The 20,330-nt window shown below is 42.3% G+C and carries 11 protein-coding genes and 1 pseudogene; 6 read left to right on the forward strand and 6 right to left on the reverse strand.

Annotation, left to right across the window (positions count from 1 at the left end):
• The first annotated feature begins 512 nt into the window (after positions 1–512).
• Complete coding sequence (locus tag RE476_RS09920) at positions 513–2,447, forward strand: hydantoinase/oxoprolinase family protein (RefSeq protein WP_309307482.1); 1,935 nt, start codon at positions 513–515, stop codon at positions 2,445–2,447.
• On the opposite strand, the gene RE476_RS09925 is transcribed toward RE476_RS09920, so the two are convergent.
• Complete coding sequence (locus RE476_RS09925) at positions 2,444–5,038, reverse strand: PAS domain S-box protein (protein ID WP_309307483.1); 2,595 nt, start codon at positions 5,036–5,038, stop codon at positions 2,444–2,446. The genes RE476_RS09920 and RE476_RS09925 overlap by 4 nt on opposite strands.
• Before the next feature lie 802 nt (positions 5,039–5,840).
• Between RE476_RS09925 and RE476_RS09930 the strand changes: the two genes are divergently transcribed.
• Together RE476_RS09930 and RE476_RS09935 are read left to right on the forward strand one after the other, a co-directional pair.
• The gene (locus tag RE476_RS09930; RefSeq protein WP_309307484.1) at positions 5,841–7,796 is read left to right on the forward strand and encodes a hydantoinase/oxoprolinase family protein; all 1,956 of its coding nucleotides are present in this window, start codon (positions 5,841–5,843) and stop codon (positions 7,794–7,796) included.
• Positions 7,797–9,722: a hydantoinase/oxoprolinase family protein gene (locus tag RE476_RS09935; RefSeq protein ID WP_309307485.1), complete on the forward strand. Its 1,926-nt coding sequence runs from the start codon at positions 7,797–7,799 to the stop codon at positions 9,720–9,722.
• Between the two features lie 509 nt (positions 9,723–10,231).
• Here RE476_RS09935 and RE476_RS09940 read toward each other — a convergent pair.
• From RE476_RS09940 to RE476_RS09955, 4 genes and pseudogenes are all read right to left on the reverse strand, one after another.
• On the reverse strand, positions 10,232–11,536 hold the full coding sequence (locus tag RE476_RS09940; protein ID WP_309307486.1) for a M18 family aminopeptidase: 1,305 nt from the start codon (positions 11,534–11,536) through the stop codon (positions 10,232–10,234).
• 176 nt (positions 11,537–11,712) lie between these two features.
• A complete protein-coding gene (gene mtbA / locus RE476_RS09945; RefSeq protein ID WP_309307487.1) occupies positions 11,713–12,732 on the reverse strand; it encodes a methylcobamide:CoM methyltransferase MtbA in 1,020 nt (339 codons plus the stop codon).
• 96 nt (positions 12,733–12,828) lie between these two features.
• Positions 12,829–14,205: pseudogene (locus tag RE476_RS09950) on the reverse strand (monomethylamine:corrinoid methyltransferase).
• A 13-nt stretch (positions 14,206–14,218) separates the two neighbouring features.
• On the reverse strand, positions 14,219–14,875 hold the full coding sequence (locus RE476_RS09955) for a methyltransferase cognate corrinoid protein (protein WP_309307488.1): 657 nt from the start codon (positions 14,873–14,875) through the stop codon (positions 14,219–14,221).
• Positions 14,876–15,121: 246 nt separating this feature from the next.
• On the opposite strand from RE476_RS09955, the gene RE476_RS09960 reads away from it, so the two are divergent.
• The 3 genes from RE476_RS09960 to RE476_RS09970 all read left to right on the forward strand — a co-directional run bounded on the left by RE476_RS09960 (position 15,122) and on the right by RE476_RS09970 (position 18,473).
• Complete coding sequence (locus RE476_RS09960; protein ID WP_309307489.1) at positions 15,122–17,164, forward strand: histidine kinase dimerization/phosphoacceptor domain -containing protein; 2,043 nt, start codon at positions 15,122–15,124, stop codon at positions 17,162–17,164.
• A gap of 40 nt (positions 17,165–17,204) precedes the next feature.
• On the forward strand, positions 17,205–17,612 hold the full coding sequence (locus tag RE476_RS09965) for a response regulator (RefSeq protein WP_309307490.1): 408 nt from the start codon (positions 17,205–17,207) through the stop codon (positions 17,610–17,612).
• A gap of 75 nt (positions 17,613–17,687) precedes the next feature.
• Positions 17,688–18,473, forward strand: a complete 786-nt coding sequence (locus tag RE476_RS09970; RefSeq protein WP_309307491.1) for a helix-turn-helix transcriptional regulator — start codon at positions 17,688–17,690, stop codon at positions 18,471–18,473.
• A 117-nt stretch (positions 18,474–18,590) separates the two neighbouring features.
• Here the strand turns inward: RE476_RS09970 and RE476_RS09975 are convergent, their stop codons facing one another.
• Positions 18,591–20,132 carry an APC family permease gene (locus RE476_RS09975; protein WP_309307492.1) on the reverse strand — a complete coding sequence of 514 codons (1,542 nt, stop codon included), beginning with the start codon at positions 20,130–20,132 and terminating at the stop codon, positions 18,591–18,593.
• Positions 20,133–20,330: the final 198 nt, after the last annotated feature.

Genomic DNA, 20,330 nt, shown 5'->3' on the forward strand with positions numbered 1-20,330 from the left:
TTGCTTGCGGAACTAGTATTTATATTTTGCTATTGCGTTTTTTTTAGAACAAGTATATAAAGATAACTGTAGACGAAAAAAGAGAACAGATAAAAAAGAAGTTTACTAATACTTATTTTAACTATAATTCAAATAGCCTACAATTCTGAATGAACATATTGTGAATTTAGTAGGATATATAGTTTATCATTGCAATTAAACAGTTTTTAGTATATAACTTTTTTGATTGAACGTGTTTCAGTATATAAGTAACACAATATATCGAGTGAAAAAATGAAAATACCCAATTGTATCCTTTAATTGTGCCATTTATTCGTAATGCACTTAAAAATAATCCTATATAGCAGTTCCTAATAAGAGTATAAAATACATTCTAAATAAAAGTATATTCACTCCTTTAGATAGCGTTTTTTTGGTTAACAGCGTGAATAAAATGCCCACAAAATATATATACTTTGTTTTTGCAACATTCAGACAAATAAAGTCGAAGAAAAAAGAAGGAGTTTACAAAAATGAGTTACAGCCTTGGCATAGATGCAGGAGGAACGTACACTGATGCGGTTCTTCTAAAGGATGATGATAACACCATAATCCAATCCAGTAAAGCATTGACAAGCTATCCGAACCCACTTGACGGAATTAAGCAATCCATCGATAGCTTGGACCCCATATGCCTTCAAAAAGTAAAAGTTGTATCAGTCTCAACTACACTTTCCACAAACAGCATTCTTGAAGGTACAGGTTCTCCTGTTGCCATGATACTTATAGGCAACTATGACATCAAACAAGAACTTCCGACAAGGCATTATTTGCAGATTACCGGAGGGCATGACCATAACGGTATTGAAACCAATGACCTGGACATCGAATCTATCAAATCTTTTGCTCTGGCCGTCAAGGATAAGGTTTCAGCTTTTGCAATATCCTCATACTTTAGTGTCAGGAACCACGATCATGAGCTTAGGGCAAAAGAACTCATTCTGGAACTCACAGGCCGTCCCGTAGTCTGCAGCTATGAACTTTCCCAGGACCTCGGAGCCTTTGAAAGAGCTGTTACGGCATTCCTTAATGCACAACTGATACCTGTAACTGAGAGATTCATGAAAACCGTTGAAGCGGAAATAAAATCAAGGGGAATTGATGCAAAGATATTCATGCTCAAATGTGACGGCTCGGTCATAGGTATCCAAAGTGCTCTTAAAAAACCTATTGAATCCATTTTTTCAGGACCTGCCGGAAGTCTTGTCGGAGCTTCGTTCCTCTCAAAAAAAGAGACTTGTGCCGTCATAGATGTTGGAGGAACCAGTACAGACATTTCAGTGATATACAATGGTGTTCCTGAAATGAGCGATTCCGGTGCCGTTGTAGGCGGGTGGAAAACAAGGGTCAAGGCTATACGTATGGAAACATCAGCTATGGGAGGAGACAGCCATGTATGGGTCAAAGGCAAGGATATAAGCATAGGCCCCAGAAGGGTTATTCCCTTGTCCAGAGCTGCTGTCCTTTACCCGGATTTTCTTGAACAGCTCACGACAAACCCCATTCCTCCAAAGATACGCCTGGGAATCAACTATCAGCCAACAAAATTCTACCTGAGAACAGACTATGAGACACTTGAAGCCAGCGATGAGGAAAAAGAGGTGCTTGCTGCCGTAAAAATGCACCCCACATCAACAACGGAAATATTCAACCAGATAAAAAAATACCCTTCCAGCAAAGTACTGGACAGCCTTATACAAAAGAGACTTTTGCAGCCTATCGGTTTTACACTAACTGATGCCTTGCATGTTCTTGGAGAATACACGGAAAGAGATGTTGAAGCTGCAAATATCGGAGCTGATGTACTTGGTTCACTGGCAGATATGGATAAATACGAGTTTGCCAGCCATGTCAAGAAAGAATTTGCCAAAAACATGGCATGTGACCTCATATCATTCTTCCTTGAAGGAGTGGATAAGGAAGAAATTCGTAAAATATTTGACATACAATCACCTGCAAAATTCAAAGTAGAAGTTCCGGTAGTACTGATTGGTGGACCTGTAGCTGCTTTTGTAGAAGATCTCCAGGAGATACTGGATGCTGAAATTATCCTTCCTGAGTATTCAAGTGTAGGAAATGCTGCCGGTGCACTGGCTGCCAAGGGAATCAGAAGATTTGAGGTGCTTATAAGACCCGCCTCAATGGCAGCCCCTGACTGGGAATTCCTTGTGTTTTCAGAACATGGAAAAAGCAATTTCTATGAATATCAGGAAGCACTCGACTATGCAGTTACCATGGGAGAAACTACAGTTCTTAGTTACATGAAAGATGCCGGGCTGGATTCAAACCATATAAAAATAGATGTTAAAAAAGAGGAAATAATTCCATTGGGATGGAAAACACCAATGGAAACAAAGCTTGTTGTACTCGGTGTTGGGAACAGGAATGTTGACCAGGATTGCTATTAAGCACCTGGTTCTTTTATAAGCGAAGAAATGGAAATGAGGACATCCTGTCCTCCCCAATCTCCAATTGTAAACTTTGACTTGACCGGCACAAGAATCCCCTCCCTGCTAACAAGAGGAATCTCGCACGTTGATGATTTACCTGCCATTATCTCATCAAGAGTTGAAAGAACATCATCTTCCCAGTCTTCCGGGTAAAGCATGAGGAAATCTTTCATTTCAAGCTCTTTTTCAGAATAGTTCAGGCTTCGGACCAGAGATTCATTTATGTGAAGTATCTGCCCCTCAATATCCATTATGAAAACCATCTCATCAAGGGCATCAAGCAGGGAATTAAGGTTGTTTTTGCTTTTTTGGGCACCTGAATCCTTCTTAATCCGGGATATTATGATACCTACCTGATTTGCAATTGTTTCGATGAGATTTCTTGAGTTTGCCGGTATCTCCAGTTCGGTGTGGGAACCAAGAATAATAGCTGCAACAAGCGAATCATTGAATTTAACGGGTATGAATGCCATTGCCTGTAATCCCTCATAATCAAGATTCTCAGTATGCATCATCACATTGATCTCATAGAAATACTTGTAAACCGGATAACCGGTTGTGAAAAGACGCGACATTAAAGTATTAGAACCAAAATGGGATAACGAAGTCACAAAACTTTCAGAAAGACCCCGATAAGCCGTAGCATCAAAATCACCGGTGACCTGATCGACTAAGTATATGATACCGGAATCTATTGATTTGGCTTCTAGCGTGAAATCAAGGAGTTTCTCAAATGTTTGCTCAAGACCTGCAGTCTCCCCCAGTACATTGTCAAGATCACACTCTATACGCATAAAATTATTAGCCTGCTTGCGTTCAGTTATGTCTACAATAATACCCTGAAGGTAATCCACTATACCGTCTTCATCATAGTGAAGCATGGTTCTTTCATCAACCCATCTTACTTCACCTGATTTTGTCAGTATCCTGTATTCCTGACTGAAATCTGAAAATCCTTCTTTTGAAGCTCTCTCTACCCCTTCCCTTACCCTTTGCAAGTCAGAAGGATGGATAATATCACCGTAGATGATCTTTCCTGAAAGGAAATCATTAACTTTGTACCCGAACTGCCCGATATTGTCTGATACGAATTCCACAGGCCAGTCCTTTTCAGGCTTCCAGAGGAACACTATTGCAGGACTCGAGCTCATGATGGACTCAAGAACCCTGCGCATCCTGAGTGCTTCATATAAGACTTCGTTTGTATGCTTATACTGGACAAGCTTCCACATACCTTCCATTAGAAGTGTTAGTTGGCGAACATCTGATTCGTCGTATTCCAATAGTTTGTTAGCCACTCCTGCCACTGCAACTACCTGATCATTATAGAATACAGGGATGGTTACATGCCGAAGCATTTTTTCTTTTGCTCCCGGGTAGATATCATCAAGATGTTCAGAATCATAATGAGTATTGACAATTACGGGTTTTCTCTCACGTATTGCTTCGCCCCAAAAACCTGTTGACTTTACAGGATGGACAAAGCTTTCCCCATTATGGCGCAAATATTCTCCGAGATCATTAGGCCACTGATAGGTTTCAAGCACATTTTCGTCTTCGTTCAAAATTTCAAGATAACCTATTTTACTATTGGTGAGTTCGACGGCCTTCTGGATAGCATACTCAGCAATTTCATGCATCGGCAAATCCTGCATCTGATAGAGTTTCAAAAGAGCCTCAAGGCGCATTTCATTCAGATTGATTAATTCCTCATCTTTTTTGCTCTTTGCAACATCTTCCATTATTCCGATACCGCCCAGCAAAGAGCCGTCATCATCCATAACCGGAGTGAAATTTGCCTTGATGATCATCCTTCTTCCACTTATGCTGGAAATATATTCGCCTTCATAATAACCGGGATTGCCCAGAAAAACAACATCTACAGCATTTCTCAGTTTTTCATCATTTAGCGATGAAAGAACACTGAATCCAATTATCTTCTTCACAGGTGCTCCAATAATATCCGAGAAACTCTTGTTGCAGTGGGTGATAAGACCGTTTTCATCAAAATAGATGATACCCACCGGGGAACTTTCAAATATTACCCTATATTTTTTTCCGGTTTCCAGAAGTTCTCTCTCAGTGCTCTCAAGTTCGGTATTATCAATGATTATACCCTGGAAATGAGTTATGTTGCCTTCTTCATCCCTTTTTATAAATGACCTTTCAGTTACCCAGCGTACTTCACCTGATTTTGTCAGTATTCTATAATTAAGGGAGAAATAGGAAGTGTTCTTTTTTTCAGAATGCTTTTTGACCTCAAAATGTATTCTTTCAAAGTCATCCGGATGGACGATGTCTCCGTAAAGTAACTTCCCTGTGAGAAATTCTTCCGGATCATAACCTAATTGAATAACATTTCCGGATACAGATTCAACAGGCCATTGATCTTCTGCTCTCCACAGGAAAGATATTACAGGACTACTATTATAGACAGCTTCAAGTTTCTTGTCTATTGAATAGGGAGTTGGAGTGGTCTTCCCGTGAGCTTTATTTTCTTCTGACTTTTTAGCAACTGAAATATTTATCACTCCTTGATTTGCATCCATCTTTTTGATTATACATTCGCTGGGACAGAATTAACGTCGTATAATGGGTTGGATATAAATGATTATTTGTATTTGGCAGATGAAGCATTTTGCCAATATATAATGTTAACGGTTTTGAGTTTTAATTAATCATACATATAAGTTGTGACCAAAATAAAAAAATGCAGCGTTTGGCCCTTTTCAGTATAAAAAGAACGACGAATACCACTCTTTTCAAAATATAAACAAATAGCCAATTACACAAAATATATATGCAGAAACTATTTTAGCTCATTTTCTGATTTAAAAAATAGGCCTTCAGAATAGAACGACTATTTTTGTATTAGATCAGAATATAGCACGATTAATTGAACCTGCATGATTTAACTATATATATCTTTCTTTCAGAGATCATAGCCATTATTGTAAATAATTAAAAGAATAAACGATATCAATAAGCACATTAAGCTCATAAACTGATTGTGGTAATAATTTGCTACCATGCAAAAATATAAGTACTAGAAATTGCATAAGGAGTAAATGAGATTAATCAAATTGTCTTGATTGTAATTGGGTCTATATCATGACACATAATCTCTGTAGAAATTCTACCTCCTTCAATTGCTCCTTCGTTTTACCTCCACTAAAACAAATAGGAGCAATGTTTCTACAATAAATTTGTTTTTTGAGGGTTATAGATGTCTTTATCAAAAACAAGATATGTCGAACTTTTTAGTTTTAGGGTGACTCATTCCCTGAAGAACGCAAGTACTGTTTTCAAGAAAGATAGCCTGAAGGCAAAAAGCACCTAGGAGGTACTTTGATGTACTACAGTCTTGGAATAGATGCCGGAGGCACTTATACTGATGCTGTGGTGATACGAGATTCTGATGGAAGCATAATAGATTCCACGAAATCCCTTACAACTTATCCGGACCTTTTGACAGGTATAAAGAATACCTTGGACGGACTGGACCCTCATTTTCTTAAAAATGTCCGTTATGCTTCAGTTTCAACAACACTTGCAACAAACAGTGTTCTTGAAAAAACAGGATATCCCGTAGGACTTATTCTTGTCAATGATACGGACATACCAAACAGGGCAAAGATAGAACATTTCACTCTTGTAAATGGAGGGCATAACAGTGCCGGAAATGAGATCTGCCCTCTTGACATGGACTCTGTCAGGGATTTTGTTCTCAGGGTCAAAAATAAAGTTTCTGCTTTTGCAATCTCATCATACTTCAGCGTACGCAATCCCGAACACGAGTTGAAAATCAAGGAACTGATAACTGAACTTACAGGCCTTCCGGTGGTTTGCGGACATGAACTATCACAGGACCTTGGAGCGTATGAAAGGGGAGTTACAGCATACCTTAATGCGCAGTTAATCCCTATAGCCAGCCACTTCATGGAAGCCGTCAGTTCCGAAATAGAAAGAAGGAATATTGATGCAAAGCTTATGATGCTCAAATGTGACGGCTCCGTTGTTAGCATCAGTGAAGCTTTGAAAAAACCTATCGAATCCGTATTTTCAGGACCTGCGGCAAGTCTTGTCGGAGCAGCCTACCTTTCAGGAAATGAGGATTGCGCCGTCATAGACGTTGGGGGCACAAGCACAGACGTTTCACTGATACACCGAGGAATACCGCAGCTCAGCGAATCCGGTGCGATTGTCGGAGGATGGCAGACAAAGGTCAAGGCCATACGCATGGAAACATCTGCAATGGGTGGAGACAGCCATGTGTGGGTCAGGAACCATGTAGTCAACATCGGTCCGAGAAGAGTAATCCCACTCTGCCTTGCTGCCATTGAATATCCGGAAATCATTGAGAAGCTTAAACAGAATCAGGTAATACTCCGTAACCAGATTGGAGAGAACCTGCAACCCACCAAGTTATTTGTCAGGTCCGGACTGCAGGCTCCGGATATCAGTCCTGCAGAAGAAGAACTGCTATCAAGAATAGGTGACAGGCCACTAACTGTCAGCGATATATACTGGAACGAGAACAGGCTTCCAAATCCAGGAACACTTGACCTGTTGATTCAAAAAAGGCTTATCAAAGCAATTGGGTTCACACCCACAGATGCCCTGCACGTACTTGGAGAATATAAAGAGTGGAACAGGGATGCATCCTTACTGGGAGCCGCTATACTGGCAGCACTTTCCGGGATCGATGAAGATGAACTTTGCATCCGGATAAAAAAGGACGTAGCCAGAAACATGGCACTGAACCTTATATCTTTCCTGCTTGAGGGAATCAGCAAAGAAGAAATAGAAAAGGTCCTTATGGGGAAATTCTTTGCAAGGTTCAAGGCAGACCTGCCTGTTGTCCTGCTTGGAGGACCGGTCAAAGCATATGCAGATGAACTTGCAGGTTTCATAGACGCACATATACTGGTGCCAGATCATTGCAGCGTGGGAAATGCGGTCGGTGCTGTTGCAGGAAAGGGCACAAAAAAGCTTGAGATACTCATTAAAGCGAACTACACTCAATCCAAATATAATCTGAAAACATCATCTTTTGTTACCTTTTTCCCTGGAGGAAGGGAAGAGTTCGCATCACACCACGAAGCCCTGGAGTTTGGTGAAGAAATGGGAACTAAACTCATCATGAACTATATGGCCGACTCTGGGATGGATACCGATGGAGTTAGTATCGATATGCATCGTAATGATATTGTTACGCATGAAGGAGGAATTCCTGTGGAAACAAAACTCATTTTCTCAGGCATTGGCCAGGCAAGAAAAACAAGAACAACAGTGGAGATAGATTAAATGCAATACAGTCTGGGAATAGATGCCGGTGGAACTTACACAGATGCGGTGATCGTCAGGAATTCAGATAGGAGAGTTATCGACTCGAACAAGGCACTTACCACCTATCCCGACCTGCTGGCAGGTATAGAGAATGCCATAGACGGGCTTGACAGCAAATACCTGCCTGAAGTAAAACTTGTATCAGTATCTACAACACTTGCCACCAATACCATACTTGAGAAAACAGGGTATCCTGTTGCTCTTATTCTTATAGGGAAACACACCCTGCCTGCAAATCCGCCAATCGATGATTTCATTGTAGTGAGAGGCGGACACAATGTTACAGGAACCGAAGATGAGACTCTTGATCTTGAAGCTGTCAGGGAATATGCCCTGAAAGTAAAAGACAGGGTGTCCGCATTTGCTGTTTCCTCATATTTCAGTATCCGAAACCCTGACCATGAAAAGAAAGTAAAGAACATTCTCACTGAACTCACAGGACTGCCAATAGTTTGCGGTCATGAACTATCGCAGGACCTGGGAGCCTACGACAGGGGTGTTACGGCATATCTGAATGCACAGCTTCTTCCCATAGCAGACCAGTTCATCCATGCTATTCTTACTGATATTGAGAAACGCGGGATCAATGCGAAACTCATGATGCTCAAATGTGATGGCTCAGTGATAGGTATCCATGAAGCCATGGAAAAACCCATAGAGTCCATATTTTCAGGACCTGCTGCCAGTCTGATGGGAGCTTCCTTCCTCTCTAATAATGATACGTGTGCGGTTATCGACGTGGGAGGAACAAGCACCGATGTCTCACTGAATCATAATGGATTGCCCGAACTTGTTGATACCGGAGCAGTAGTTGGCGGCTGGCACACGAAGGTCAAAGCCATACGCATGGAAACTTCCGCAATGGGCGGGGACAGCCACGTTTGGATCAAGAACCGCGGTGTCAATATCGGACCACGCAGGGTAATACCTCTCTGTCTTGCTGCTGTAAAATATCCGGGATTCATGGACCAGCTCGCATCCGGAAGAACTCCTTCAAGGGTGCAGCTTGCGGAAAATATTCAGCCCACGAAATTCTTTGTCAGAACAGGCAAAGAGGCGACAAATCTCAGTTCATTTGAAAAGGAGCTTCTTGAAACAATAGGTATAGAACCTGTTTCCATTAATGATATTTTCTGGAAGATTGGAAAGCCGATGTCTGCAGACCATGTAGATGCACTGATACAGAAAAGACTTGTCCAGGCAATAGGATTCACACCTACCGATGTGCTGCATGTACTTGGAGAATACACAAAATGGAACCGTGAAGCCTCACTTACCGGTGCGAAAATCCTTGCAAGACTGACACCCATGGATGAAAATGAGCTTTGCTTACATATCAAAAAGGAAGTCGCTATCAACATGGCACTCGACCTTATGAGTTTCATGTTCAAGGGTGTTGAAAAATCTGAGATAGAAAAGATAATCCGTGGCGAGTTCTTTTCACAGTTCAAAGTGAATGTCCCGGTAGTACTGCTAGGCGGACCTGTGCATTCCTATGTTGAAGAACTTAACAAACTGATAGAAGCAAACATCATAGTTCCCGAGCACGCAGATGTGGGAAATGCAGTTGGAGCACTTGTAGGAAAAGGTGTCAAGAGTATAGAGATACACATCAAGTCATTCTACAAGAAAACAGAAAGGACCATTCTTGTATTCTCTCCAGTGGAAAGAAGGGAGTTCTCTACTTATTCTGAAGCTTTTGAATATGCAAACGAACTCGGGAAGAAACTGATACTTGAATATATGGAAGAATCAGATATCAAAGCAGAAGACGTTAGTATCGATATCAAACGAGAGGATATTACAATGATCGAAGAAGGCGGTGCTCCTATTGAAACAAAACTGATCTTCCTTGGAACGGGAATCTCAGATACCGAAAAATGAAGACATAATTAGTCTTCATTTTCTATTTCGCTGCTTTCTATTATATCTATATTGTGTTTTCAAAATAAGTCACCTTGGTTAAAAACAGAATCATTAGACATTATTAGAAGAGTATACCATTACCTCTTAGAAAAATATAAATACTAGCAATTCCTACTACAATATAGCATAAGAAGATAATCATCCTGGAAATCAGATCAGGTTGATCGAATGGACTCTAAATCCGTTCAGTCGGGTTAAATTCCCGAGGTTTCCGCCATTATCTGTGTTTCATTGTGTGAGAGATTACATAATGACAAAATCTTTTTTGTTTTCTTTTAATCCCTTATCTTAGATGTTAATATCATTTACTGAATCTTAATTTTAATGCACATGATATTTTATTGAACTTTCTCAGATCCAGTTATCCACAGAAAAAGTGAATGGCAGAAAAAAATAAGAACATTCTCCGGGAAAGAGTGCAATTCATTCGAAAAATTCACCCCGGAGAAATAAGCGACTTTTTTGTATCATTCCTCTAATTGGAAAAATGTCCTGAATATCTCGATGGAATCCAGGAAATCCTGTTTACCCATGAGCTCCCTGGTTGAATGCATTGCCAGCATCGGCACTCCCACATCCACCACATGGACAGGTACATATTTGCTGAGCAACGGACCCAGGGTCTTTCCTCCCGGTTGATCCGAATGGTTCACAAATTTCTGATATCTCAAACCGGCCCTGTCACAAAGTTGCTGAAAAGCTGCAATGGTCTCCACTTCCGATGCATAGGAACGGTTGCCACTGATCTTAATGGCAATCCCTTTATTCATTACAGGCTTGTTGGTGATATCATTCTTTTCACCGTAATTGGGATGTAATCCATGTGCCCCGTCAGCCGAGATCACAAAGGAGTCCATCACTTGACCAGGGAATTGTTGTGCCTTCCCCACCGTTCCCATACGGATCCTTTCCAGAATAGTGCTCAGCAGCACGGAATCAGCACCTTGCTTGGTCATGGAGCCGATCTCTTCATTATCCATGAATGCCACCATGTTAACCCCGTCTTTTTGCTTCGATCCTACAAGAGCTTCCATAGCAGCATACACCATGGATAGATCATCGATTCTCGGACAGGAGATGAATTCCTCTTTGGCTCCCACCAACATACCTTCTTCACTACAATAGACATTCAAGTCCATATCCAGAATATCCTCACGAGCTACCCCTGCTTTCTCCGCAACCAGATCCAACAGGTAATTGTCCTTGATCTCATCTTCGATCAACTGGGTTAAGAGAGGTTGCATTTCTTTTTGAACCTTGATCTCCACACCTTTGTTGACCTCGTGGTTCATATGGATGGCCAGATTCGGGATAATAAGTATCGGTCTTTGAAAATCCAGATGAATGACTTTCGGCTTCAGCACCTCATCGGACCTCACAGCTATCCTTCCGGCGATGGATAAAGGACGATCAAACCATGTATTCAGAATAGGTCCGCCGTAGCGCTCCACATTCAGTGTTAACATTCCTTCGCTGTTCACCTCAGGACTGGGTTTGATCCTGAACCCAGGACTATCCGTATGAGCAGCAATTATCTTCACACCTTTTGTCAGATATTGATCGCTTCCGATAGTAAAGCCCACCAACATGGAAGGATAGGGTGTCAGATAGTATTTTCCTGATAGATTCAACTTCCATGGCTCATTCATATTCAATTCCATGAAGCCTTCAGCATCCAGACGTTCTCTTATGGTATCTACTGTCTGAACTGCTGTTGTCGCATTTTTCATAAATCCGAAAAAATCACTGATATGATTCCTGAAATTATCCATACTATCACACTATGACAAGATACTTTTCTTCTATAGTCAGTACAATGGTAGATAGTAGAACCTTTGGATACTTAATAATATAACCTTATCAAAAAAATGAAAAGTTTCTCCGGGAGAAGGAGGGATAATTCATCAGAGGGATTCGGCCCGGAGAAATGTTAAAATGGTCTGACTTTTTAGTATTTGTGACTCTTTGCCACTTCTATCATTGCCTGAAGGTTCATGGTAGCTGTCTTGCTGACAGTACCGCATCCCGGTGCAAGCAGACCTACGCCTGCATCGATGACTTTCTGCGACTGCTCCCTAATCTTTTCGGGTGTCTGGTTCCAGAGCATGTTCACAGGGTCAAGGTTACCGACAATGACAGCCTTTTCAACGTTAGCCACAGCAGCTGCTGCATCAACATTCTGATCTACACTAATGGCATCAACACCACATGATTCCATAAGTGCAAGACCCTGGGTTGTGTCACCACATATGTGCAATACTACAGGTACGTTGACCTCGTGCATGGCATCTATTATCTTTTTGTGGAAAGGAACGACGAACTTTTCGTAGAATTCAGCACCTATCAACTGGTAACTTGCCGTTGGGTCGATAATGACCATGGTATCAGCACCGTTCTCCACCATTTTCTGTGCATAGGCAATACTGAACTCGGTAGTGAATTCCATGAGTGCAAATGCAAATGCTTCGTCTGTGAAAATGGCCATGAACCACTCGTCACCGTTGATATGCTGTGCAAGCGAGAATGGCCCGATCATGCTTCCCATTATCGGAAGTTCATCACCGTACTTATCTGCCAGTATTCTGGTAGCATCACAGACAACACTTATCCTGCCTTCACTAAGATCGTAACCTTTGAGTTTTTCGATGTCTTCTACTGTTTTTACAACATGACCGACAACAGATGGTTGCTGCTCCATTGTACCATCTTTTATGTCACATCCGAAGAACTCAGCTTCTGCAGTTATATCGAAAGGTACACGTACAGCCTCGAATCCGACTACGGTGTGACCTGCTTCGGCAAGTATTGCCATCTTTTCTGCATCACTGTTAGCCTCTGGCCAGAAGGCGCCACAGGCTTCCATCTGCTCCACAGTGCCTGTCTGGGTAACACAAACCGCAGGCATTCTGTCAACAGACTGACCGGTAAGTGCACGGGATAATCTTTCTTTTGGGGTATATTCTGTCATGATCTGGGCTCCTGAAGAAGAGATGACTGGCGCATGCACACCAGTCACCTCGGAGGGGGGCGGAGGCTATATTCTGTCTTATAGATACAAAATGTCTTAGAAGGAAAGACCAAGCTCTTCGAGCTTCCTGCGTGCATCTGAGTAGACCTTCATGTACTCATCAGTTGGTGTTACGGTAGCAATGTCGTAACATTCCTGGAAGGTCTTTCCTGCTGGTGCGTTCGCATAGTTGTTCTCATATAGCTTGACAAGGTCATCAAGCACCTGGTTGACCGTCTCGATCTCCATGCCTGCTGTTGCCCTTGCGACTTCTCCCATCATTCTTGCTTCCATACCTGTGGTCTTGTCCTGGACAACACCCTTTGCAGCTGCCACACCGGAGAGGATCTCACGGCCGGATGCTGTGTCAGTTATGGACTGAGCGGATGCTTCAAGCAGACACATCTCGGTACATGGACCTGCACATGGATAGTACTGGTTACCGGAAAGCATGTCAGTGAATTCTGAGATTGTTGCACATGCCCATCCTGCGATCATGAGGGTTTCCCTGGTGTTGGTTGATCCCCAGCGGATGTGAACTGGTCCGTCAAGGTGCCAGCTTGCATTGCTCATTACAAATGCATTGATGTGAGTTGCGATATCTACAATTGTGGTTTCTTCTACGCCACCGGCATATCCACCAAAGATAGGCATCTGTTCATCCATGATGATGTCACTGTTACCCTGATAGTGGGCCATTACACAAATTGCGTCAAGGTCGATCTTAAGCTCGTTGAGCTGGGATACTTCGTGACTGTCACTGCAAACCATGCCACCGACACAGTCTGAAGCGATATTTCCCTGAGCGGACAGGGAAGTCTCTGGTCCCTATATGCCCATGCCTGGCCTTCCGGCCATTGCAGCTGCGGTCTTGATCAGCCTTGTTTCGGTCTTGGCTGCAAGAACTTCGTATGGGCTCTTTGGTATTGGTGGTTTGCCACGGACTGTCATCATGACACCGTTTACGATGGTGTCGACTTCCTTCTCAAGAGCGTAGCTCATGTGAACTGGCATGAACATGTCCTCAGAAATTGGGGAACCTGTTGGACCACCCTGGACTATTGGCTTTCTCTTGTCGCCAACACTTCTCTTCTGGACCCTTACAGCGTCTCTGCCGGTTCCGATTGTGAATTCCTTCTGGACATTGTTGAGAGCGTCCCAGATCTCATCCTCTGTGTATTTTACTACACGGCTTGTGTCGGTACAGAAGATACCACAGTCAAGTAACATCTCGAAACCTGCTTTGAACAGGTTTTCCATCATGTCCTTGTCGGTAGGAACGAACTCGTTCTTGAAATCAAGATTATATTTCTGTTTGAGCTCCATTGCCTTCATAGGGATTGTCATAAGGTCCCAGTCATCCTGAGTAACTTTCTGTCCCTTCTTTGCACGCTCATAAAATTCAAAACAATCAAGTGATCTTGCGAATGTCATAATATGTGCCTCCTTATTTCATAATGTCAAGAGCTACACGGGCTGCATCTGCTGCATTCTCTGCTGTTGCGTCTGCTCCGATCTCTGCAATCCATGCATCTGATACTGGTGCTCCACCGAACATGATCTTAACAGAGTCACGAAGACCCTCTTCTGTGAGCATGGACACTGTGTCCTTCTGTCCGAGCATTGAAGTTGTCATGAGTGCAGAGCCTACAAGCAGGACCTTCTTACCCTTGTGTTTTGCAACTTCTTCAAGTATATTATCATTTGGAACGTCAACGCCCATGTCAATTATCCTGAAACCATTTGCTTCAAGCATTGTTGTTACGAGGCGGTGTCCGATATCGTGAATGTCGCCTTCCTGTACGTAAGTGATAGCAAGACCTACACCTTCGTCGTCTGCTCCCTTTTCTTCTGCAAGTATAGGAACCAAAATTTCCATTGCAGCGTTCATTGCCTTTGCAGACATCATGATCTGCGGAAGGTAGACCTCTGCTGCTTCAAACTTGTCTCCTATGATCTTCATGCCTACTGAAAGGCCACCGTTGATTATCTCGACAGCAGTCATTCCAGAGTCAAGTGCTTCCTGGGTAGCTGCTGCACAGCCGTTGATGTTCTGTGTAACGATTGTGTCTCTGAGTGTGTCTAACATTTCCTGATTTGACATTTTTTTGCCTCCGTAATCGTCCCTTCGTTTTTCAAGTCTGCTCCTTGAGGGACAGTTCACAATATGGAAAGACATTATATATCATAAACTCAGCAAAATGTATCCGCCTCAGTTGAATTCGTACCCTTGAAGAAAATGTTATGTTATGGTCTGATGATTATAACGGCGTTGTAATGATACAATATTATCGTAACTTTTACAGGCGAGTATTTAAAGTTCAAAGAGCCTCAAGTAAGACCAGTTCAAATGATACTGGAGAATACGTCACTTAAATTCAAACTGATACTGTACATAGTGGTCGGGACTATAATAGTACTTGCAGCAAGTACAGCCATGACCATCTCCACTGTTACCAATCAGGAAGAACAGCTTGCCTACGAACAGGCAATCCAGATAGCCGGTAAACACGCCAACAACTTCAATGGCGATATGGAAAAATATCTAGCCATTGCAGAGACAAATGCCGCTACAGTTGGAAGTTTTGATTCCCTGAGCAGGGATGAGGCAAATGCCATGCTTCGGGAAACCCTGATAACGCATCCTCAGCTTGTGGGAGTTTACGTAGGTTATGAACCGGACGCTTTTGACGGACAGGACAGTCTTTATGCGAACACATCAGGCCACGATGCTACAGGACGTTTCATTCCTTACTGGAACACAATGGAAGGAACCGTCAAGCTCTACCCCCTGATCAACTACGAGGACCTTAGTTATTACCAGGGTCCAAAAGATACAAAAGAGAACATCATCACTGAGCCTTACTTCTATGAAAAGCTCTTCATTGTGAGCTATGTTGCCCCGATAATGAAAGATGATGAATTTGTTGGAATATCCGGAGTAGATGTTTCACTCAACTATCTTGATGAAGATATCGGCGATGTGCAGGCATTCGAGACAGGATACGCTTTTGTTGTGGACAGGGAAGGAGTGCTTGTAACATACCCATATAACAAGGACTGGATCGGCAAGAAGACACTCTATGACCTGGGAATAGATGATTATTCACTGATAGCCGATGATATATACAATGGAAACAGTGGGCATCTCGAAACAGTGGATTCCAATACCGGTGAAGATGTGGTCATGTTCTACGAACCGGTTGAAGCAGGTGGCTTCTCTTTTATACTTGTGGTCCCACGGGATGAGATATTTGCAGGTGTGCAAAACCTCACTCACAAACTGATGATGATATCATTTGTAGCTATTATTTTCATGGGAGGGTTCTCCTATCTCATAGCACTCTCATTTACGAACACGATCAAAGAAATCGTCTACGATTTCAAGAAGATATCAAAGGATGCGGTAATGGGCAGGCTCTATTCCAGAGCAAAAACGGATGTTGAGGAAGACTTCAAGGAAATACCCATAGGCTTGAACGAGATCCTTGATGCAGTGATCAACCCGATCCACGATACTATTAACCTCACAACCTCCCTTTCGCATGGAAAACTTTCAGAAAGGTCAAAGATGGAAGCTAAGGGAGAGTTCAAGCAGCTTTCAGACACACTGGACAATTTCGCAGAATCCCTAGATACCATGATAGAGGACTCCAATAGGGTACTTACTGCATTCCAGCATAATGATTTCTCACAGAAGATAGAGGTTCATGGTGAAGGTGACTTTGGTATTCTTACAGAAGGTATCGAAGAAACAAGAATCACTCTTGCCCAGATCATGGATGAACGCAAGAAACTGGAAGAGGTACGTAAGAAGGAGATACACCATCGTATCAAGAACAATCTTCAGGTCATTTCAAGCTTGCTTGACCTTGAATCTGAGAAGTTCAATGATGATACGGTTATCGAAGCCTTCAGGGAGAGCCAGAACCGAGTGATCTCAATGGCACTTGTACACGAAGAGCTCTACAAGTCACAGGATATGGAAAGTATCGACTTCTCAGATTACCTGATGAAACTTGTTAACGAGTTATCCTATTCATATATGATAGAAAAAGAGAATATCAAAGTAAAACTTGACCTTGATATTGTTTTCATTGATATGGACACTGCGATCCCATTGGGAATGATAGTCAACGAACTTGTTTCCAACTCACTGAAACATGCATTCAAACCCGGAGAGGAAGGGAAGATATTCGTTGATCTTGACCTTACAGATGGAAAGCTGACGTTGACAGTAGGTGATACCGGTGTGGGATTCCCTGAAGATATCGACTTCACTGCAACAGATTCACTTGGGTTACAACTTGTAACGACATTGGCATCCCAGATAAACGGTATTATAGAACTCGACAGAAGCGAGGGTACTAAATTCAGGATCAGACTCAATTAATTTAACAACTATTATGACAGGTCATTGACAGGCGATAAGGATGGAAGAGGCAAAGGATATTAAGATATTAGTAGTAGAAGATGAAAGCATAATTGCTTTGAACATAAAGAAGAAGCTCAAGAGTTTTGGGTACACGGTCCCGGCACTGGCCACGACCGGAGAGGAAGCTATCAAGATGGCAGAGATAACTTTCCCGGACCTTATTCTCATGGATGTAAGACTGAAAGGAGATATGGATGGGATACAGACCGCTGAAGAGATCCGCAAGCATTTTGATATTCCGATAATATTCCTCACAGCATACTCTGATGACAAGGTACTTGAAAGGGCAAAGAAGACAGAGCCTTACGGTTATATTGTGAAGCCTTTCAAGGCAAATGACCTGAAAAGCAATATCGAGATAGCACTTTACAGGTTCGGGATGAACAAGCCGGTAAGTGATGAATGAATACCTGTTTATATTACATAAGCAATCCATTATTATATAAGATGTCTATGTGAAAAATGCAAACGGTTGGTCTAAATGAAAAGTTCCCTGATAGATGTCATCCTCAATTCTGAAAAACGAAAGAATGTCCTTTTACTTCTTATTGAAGGACAGAAGAGTCGTGAGGAGATAAAAACAAGTCTCAATGTGACTTCCACTGCCCTTATCCCCCAGATAAAGATACTCAAGGAGCATGGGCTTGTCATACAGAACGGAGACTACTATATCCTGACCAATATGGGAGAGGTGCTTGTTGAGAACATGCTCCCATTGTTGAATGTAGTGGAAGTTTTCGAGGAGAACAATGATTACTGGCAGAACCGCAACCTTAACGGAATACCAAAGTCACTGTTGAAAAGATTCGGTGAGCTTGGTAATTGTCTTATTATAGAACCTGACCTGAATTACCTGTTTGAATTCCCCAAGGAATTCACTGAGAACATAGCCAAATCCGAATACATTATGGCTTTTAATGCCTACTTCCATCCTGAATACCCTGCTATGTACTCCAGACTGGCTGAAAAGGGAATTGATATCTCACTTATTTTCACAGATTCTGTCTATGAGAGAATGCAACAGGATTTTGCAGATGATATTGAGAAGTTCAACAGCTTTGATACCACAGAACTGAGAGTATCAAGTGAAATGACCGGATTGGCAACCCTTGTAAGCACAGACCGTTTTCTTTTCCTGTGTTTCTTCAACAATCAGGGACAGTACGATCACACGATACTCATGAGCTTTGACAGCAATGCTCTGCAATGGAGCAGGGAACTGTTCGATTACTATAAAGAGAGATCAGAAGTAGTCGACAAGAGCTGATACTTATCCTGCGAACGATCTAATCAAGATCATCCTCATATTTTTTAGCATCAAAAAAAACAAAGGGAATCCTGATACCAAAATATCAGGACTCGGTGTTACTCATCATATTTTATTTTAGTCTTCTAAAGGAACCGGTTCAGGCTCAAATATACCATGTTCCCTGCGTTCTGCATGCATAGCAGGCACTCTGTTCCTGGCCTCCCTCTGTGAGTAGAACCATAGAGGAATAAAGAGACAGAGCATGAAGAAACCGACACCTGTTGTTGCCCATCCGAGTTCAAGACTGTTGAGATAGACGATACCTATCAGGAAGAATGGTGTGTTCAGGATAGTGGTTGCAAGAGCCACTTTTTTCCATCCTCTTGGAGCCTTGAAAGGTCTTTCAAGTTTTGAGAATTCCGGATCATTCCTGACTTTCACATAGGTGTAAAGACTTATACCGTTAGCACAGATGTAACCAATTGCAGAAGCAGCAAGAATTGCTGTCGGAGTTCCAAGAAGAATAAGGAACATGTTGAAAAGAGCATCAACGATCATTGCGTTCATTGGGTGTCCGTGGGAGTTAAGCTTGCTCAAGAATGATGGCAGGTTACCTTCAACTGACATTGAATATATAGAACGTGCAGATGAAAGGAAAGCTGTCTGGATAATCAGAAGCATTGCACCTATCAGCATCACTATTGAAATGGAAGCACCTATCGGACCAAGTGACATATTTGCCAATGGAAGCATCGGGGAGATAGGCTCTGCAAGAACTCCGTCAACTCCAAGAGCACCGATAACAGATGTCTGTACCAGCACATAGAGGACAAGGCAAATAGCTCCACAGACCAGCAGGGCTTTTGGAACATCGCTGCTTGGCTTCTTATATTCAGGACCATAGATCGCGGCGGTCTCCCATGCAGCAGCACTCCATTCAGCCATTGCAAGAAGTCCGAGAAGAATTAGTATGTGTTCCCAGTCCCAGCTCCAGTCTGTTGGGAACCATGAACTTGTGATATTGACCATCTGGAAATCGCCTGTGAAGAATGGGGCGATGGTGATGACCAGAAGTGGGATTAAAGAGATTGCAGCTAAAATAAATCCGGCTGCTGCACCGTTCTTGAGTCCCTTTGAATTGATGATCGCAAGGGAACCAAAAATGAAACCTCCTACAACAAGTGCTAGAAGTGTCGAGTTGATACCGGCAAGTGAAGGCACCATTCCCTGAATATAGCTTGAAATCAGTATGGCATAGATGGCAAGGACAGGACTCCATCCGAACCAGTAACTCCATGCACTGAAACCGCCTATGAACTTACCAAATTTGAATTTTCCTTTGTTGTTCTTGTCTTTATCAGAACCGAAGACGGTCTGTGTATAACCAGGAAGGCCTGAGGCTTTCGGGAATACTGTTGCCAATTCTCCGAATGCGAAGTTCTGTAAGAATCCAAGAAGAACCGTAGCTCCCCAGATAACTATTGCAAAAGACCAGACATAGCTTGTCAGATATCCTATGGAAGGCAGGATCAATAAAGGAACGCCTAATGCTATTGCGAGTCCCTGCTTCCAGTCGATCGTCCTTTCAAGTTCCTGTGGATCACATATTACTTTACTGCACTGGGCACCATGCTCCCAGTCAATACCAGGTTGTGTACCATCTTTTTTATTGCTCATTCTACCAACTCATAATTTTTAAAACAATAGAGATAGCATGGATTAACGATAGATATATAAGTTGCCTTCAAGTATACTATTTAAGTTTTTCGAACAACGGCTTCTGGTTGCCTCTATTTAAAGTTATCTGTGTACTAATATAGTCCATTTAAAAGTGTAAAAAAGAGCCGTATATTAATCAACAGGCATGATCCTTTG

This window comes from Methanolobus mangrovi (genome assembly GCF_031312535.1).
GTDB lineage: Archaea > Halobacteriota > Methanosarcinia > Methanosarcinales > Methanosarcinaceae > Methanolobus > Methanolobus mangrovi.

What these genes read in the sequence shown, in the direction of transcription:
- RE476_RS09960 (WP_309307489.1), top strand. Translation starts at nt 15,122, where the DNA reads ATGATACTGGAGAATACGTCACTTAAATTCAAACTGATACTGTACATA.
- mtbA (WP_309307487.1), bottom strand. Translation starts at nt 12,732, where the DNA reads ATGACAGAATATACCCCAAAAGAAAGATTATCCCGTGCACTTACCGGT.
- RE476_RS09940 (WP_309307486.1), bottom strand. Translation starts at nt 11,536, where the DNA reads ATGGATAATTTCAGGAATCATATCAGTGATTTTTTCGGATTTATGAAA.
- RE476_RS09925 (WP_309307483.1), bottom strand. Translation starts at nt 5,038, where the DNA reads ATGGATGCAAATCAAGGAGTGATAAATATTTCAGTTGCTAAAAAGTCA.
- RE476_RS09920 (WP_309307482.1), top strand. Translation starts at nt 513, where the DNA reads ATGAGTTACAGCCTTGGCATAGATGCAGGAGGAACGTACACTGATGCG.
- RE476_RS09930 (WP_309307484.1), top strand. Translation starts at nt 5,841, where the DNA reads ATGTACTACAGTCTTGGAATAGATGCCGGAGGCACTTATACTGATGCT.
- RE476_RS09975 (WP_309307492.1), bottom strand. Translation starts at nt 20,132, where the DNA reads ATGAGCAATAAAAAAGATGGTACACAACCTGGTATTGACTGGGAGCAT.
- RE476_RS09955 (WP_309307488.1), bottom strand. Translation starts at nt 14,875, where the DNA reads ATGTCAAATCAGGAAATGTTAGACACACTCAGAGACACAATCGTTACA.
- RE476_RS09970 (WP_309307491.1), top strand. Translation starts at nt 17,688, where the DNA reads ATGAAAAGTTCCCTGATAGATGTCATCCTCAATTCTGAAAAACGAAAG.
- RE476_RS09935 (WP_309307485.1), top strand. Translation starts at nt 7,797, where the DNA reads ATGCAATACAGTCTGGGAATAGATGCCGGTGGAACTTACACAGATGCG.
- RE476_RS09965 (WP_309307490.1), top strand. Translation starts at nt 17,205, where the DNA reads ATGGAAGAGGCAAAGGATATTAAGATATTAGTAGTAGAAGATGAAAGC.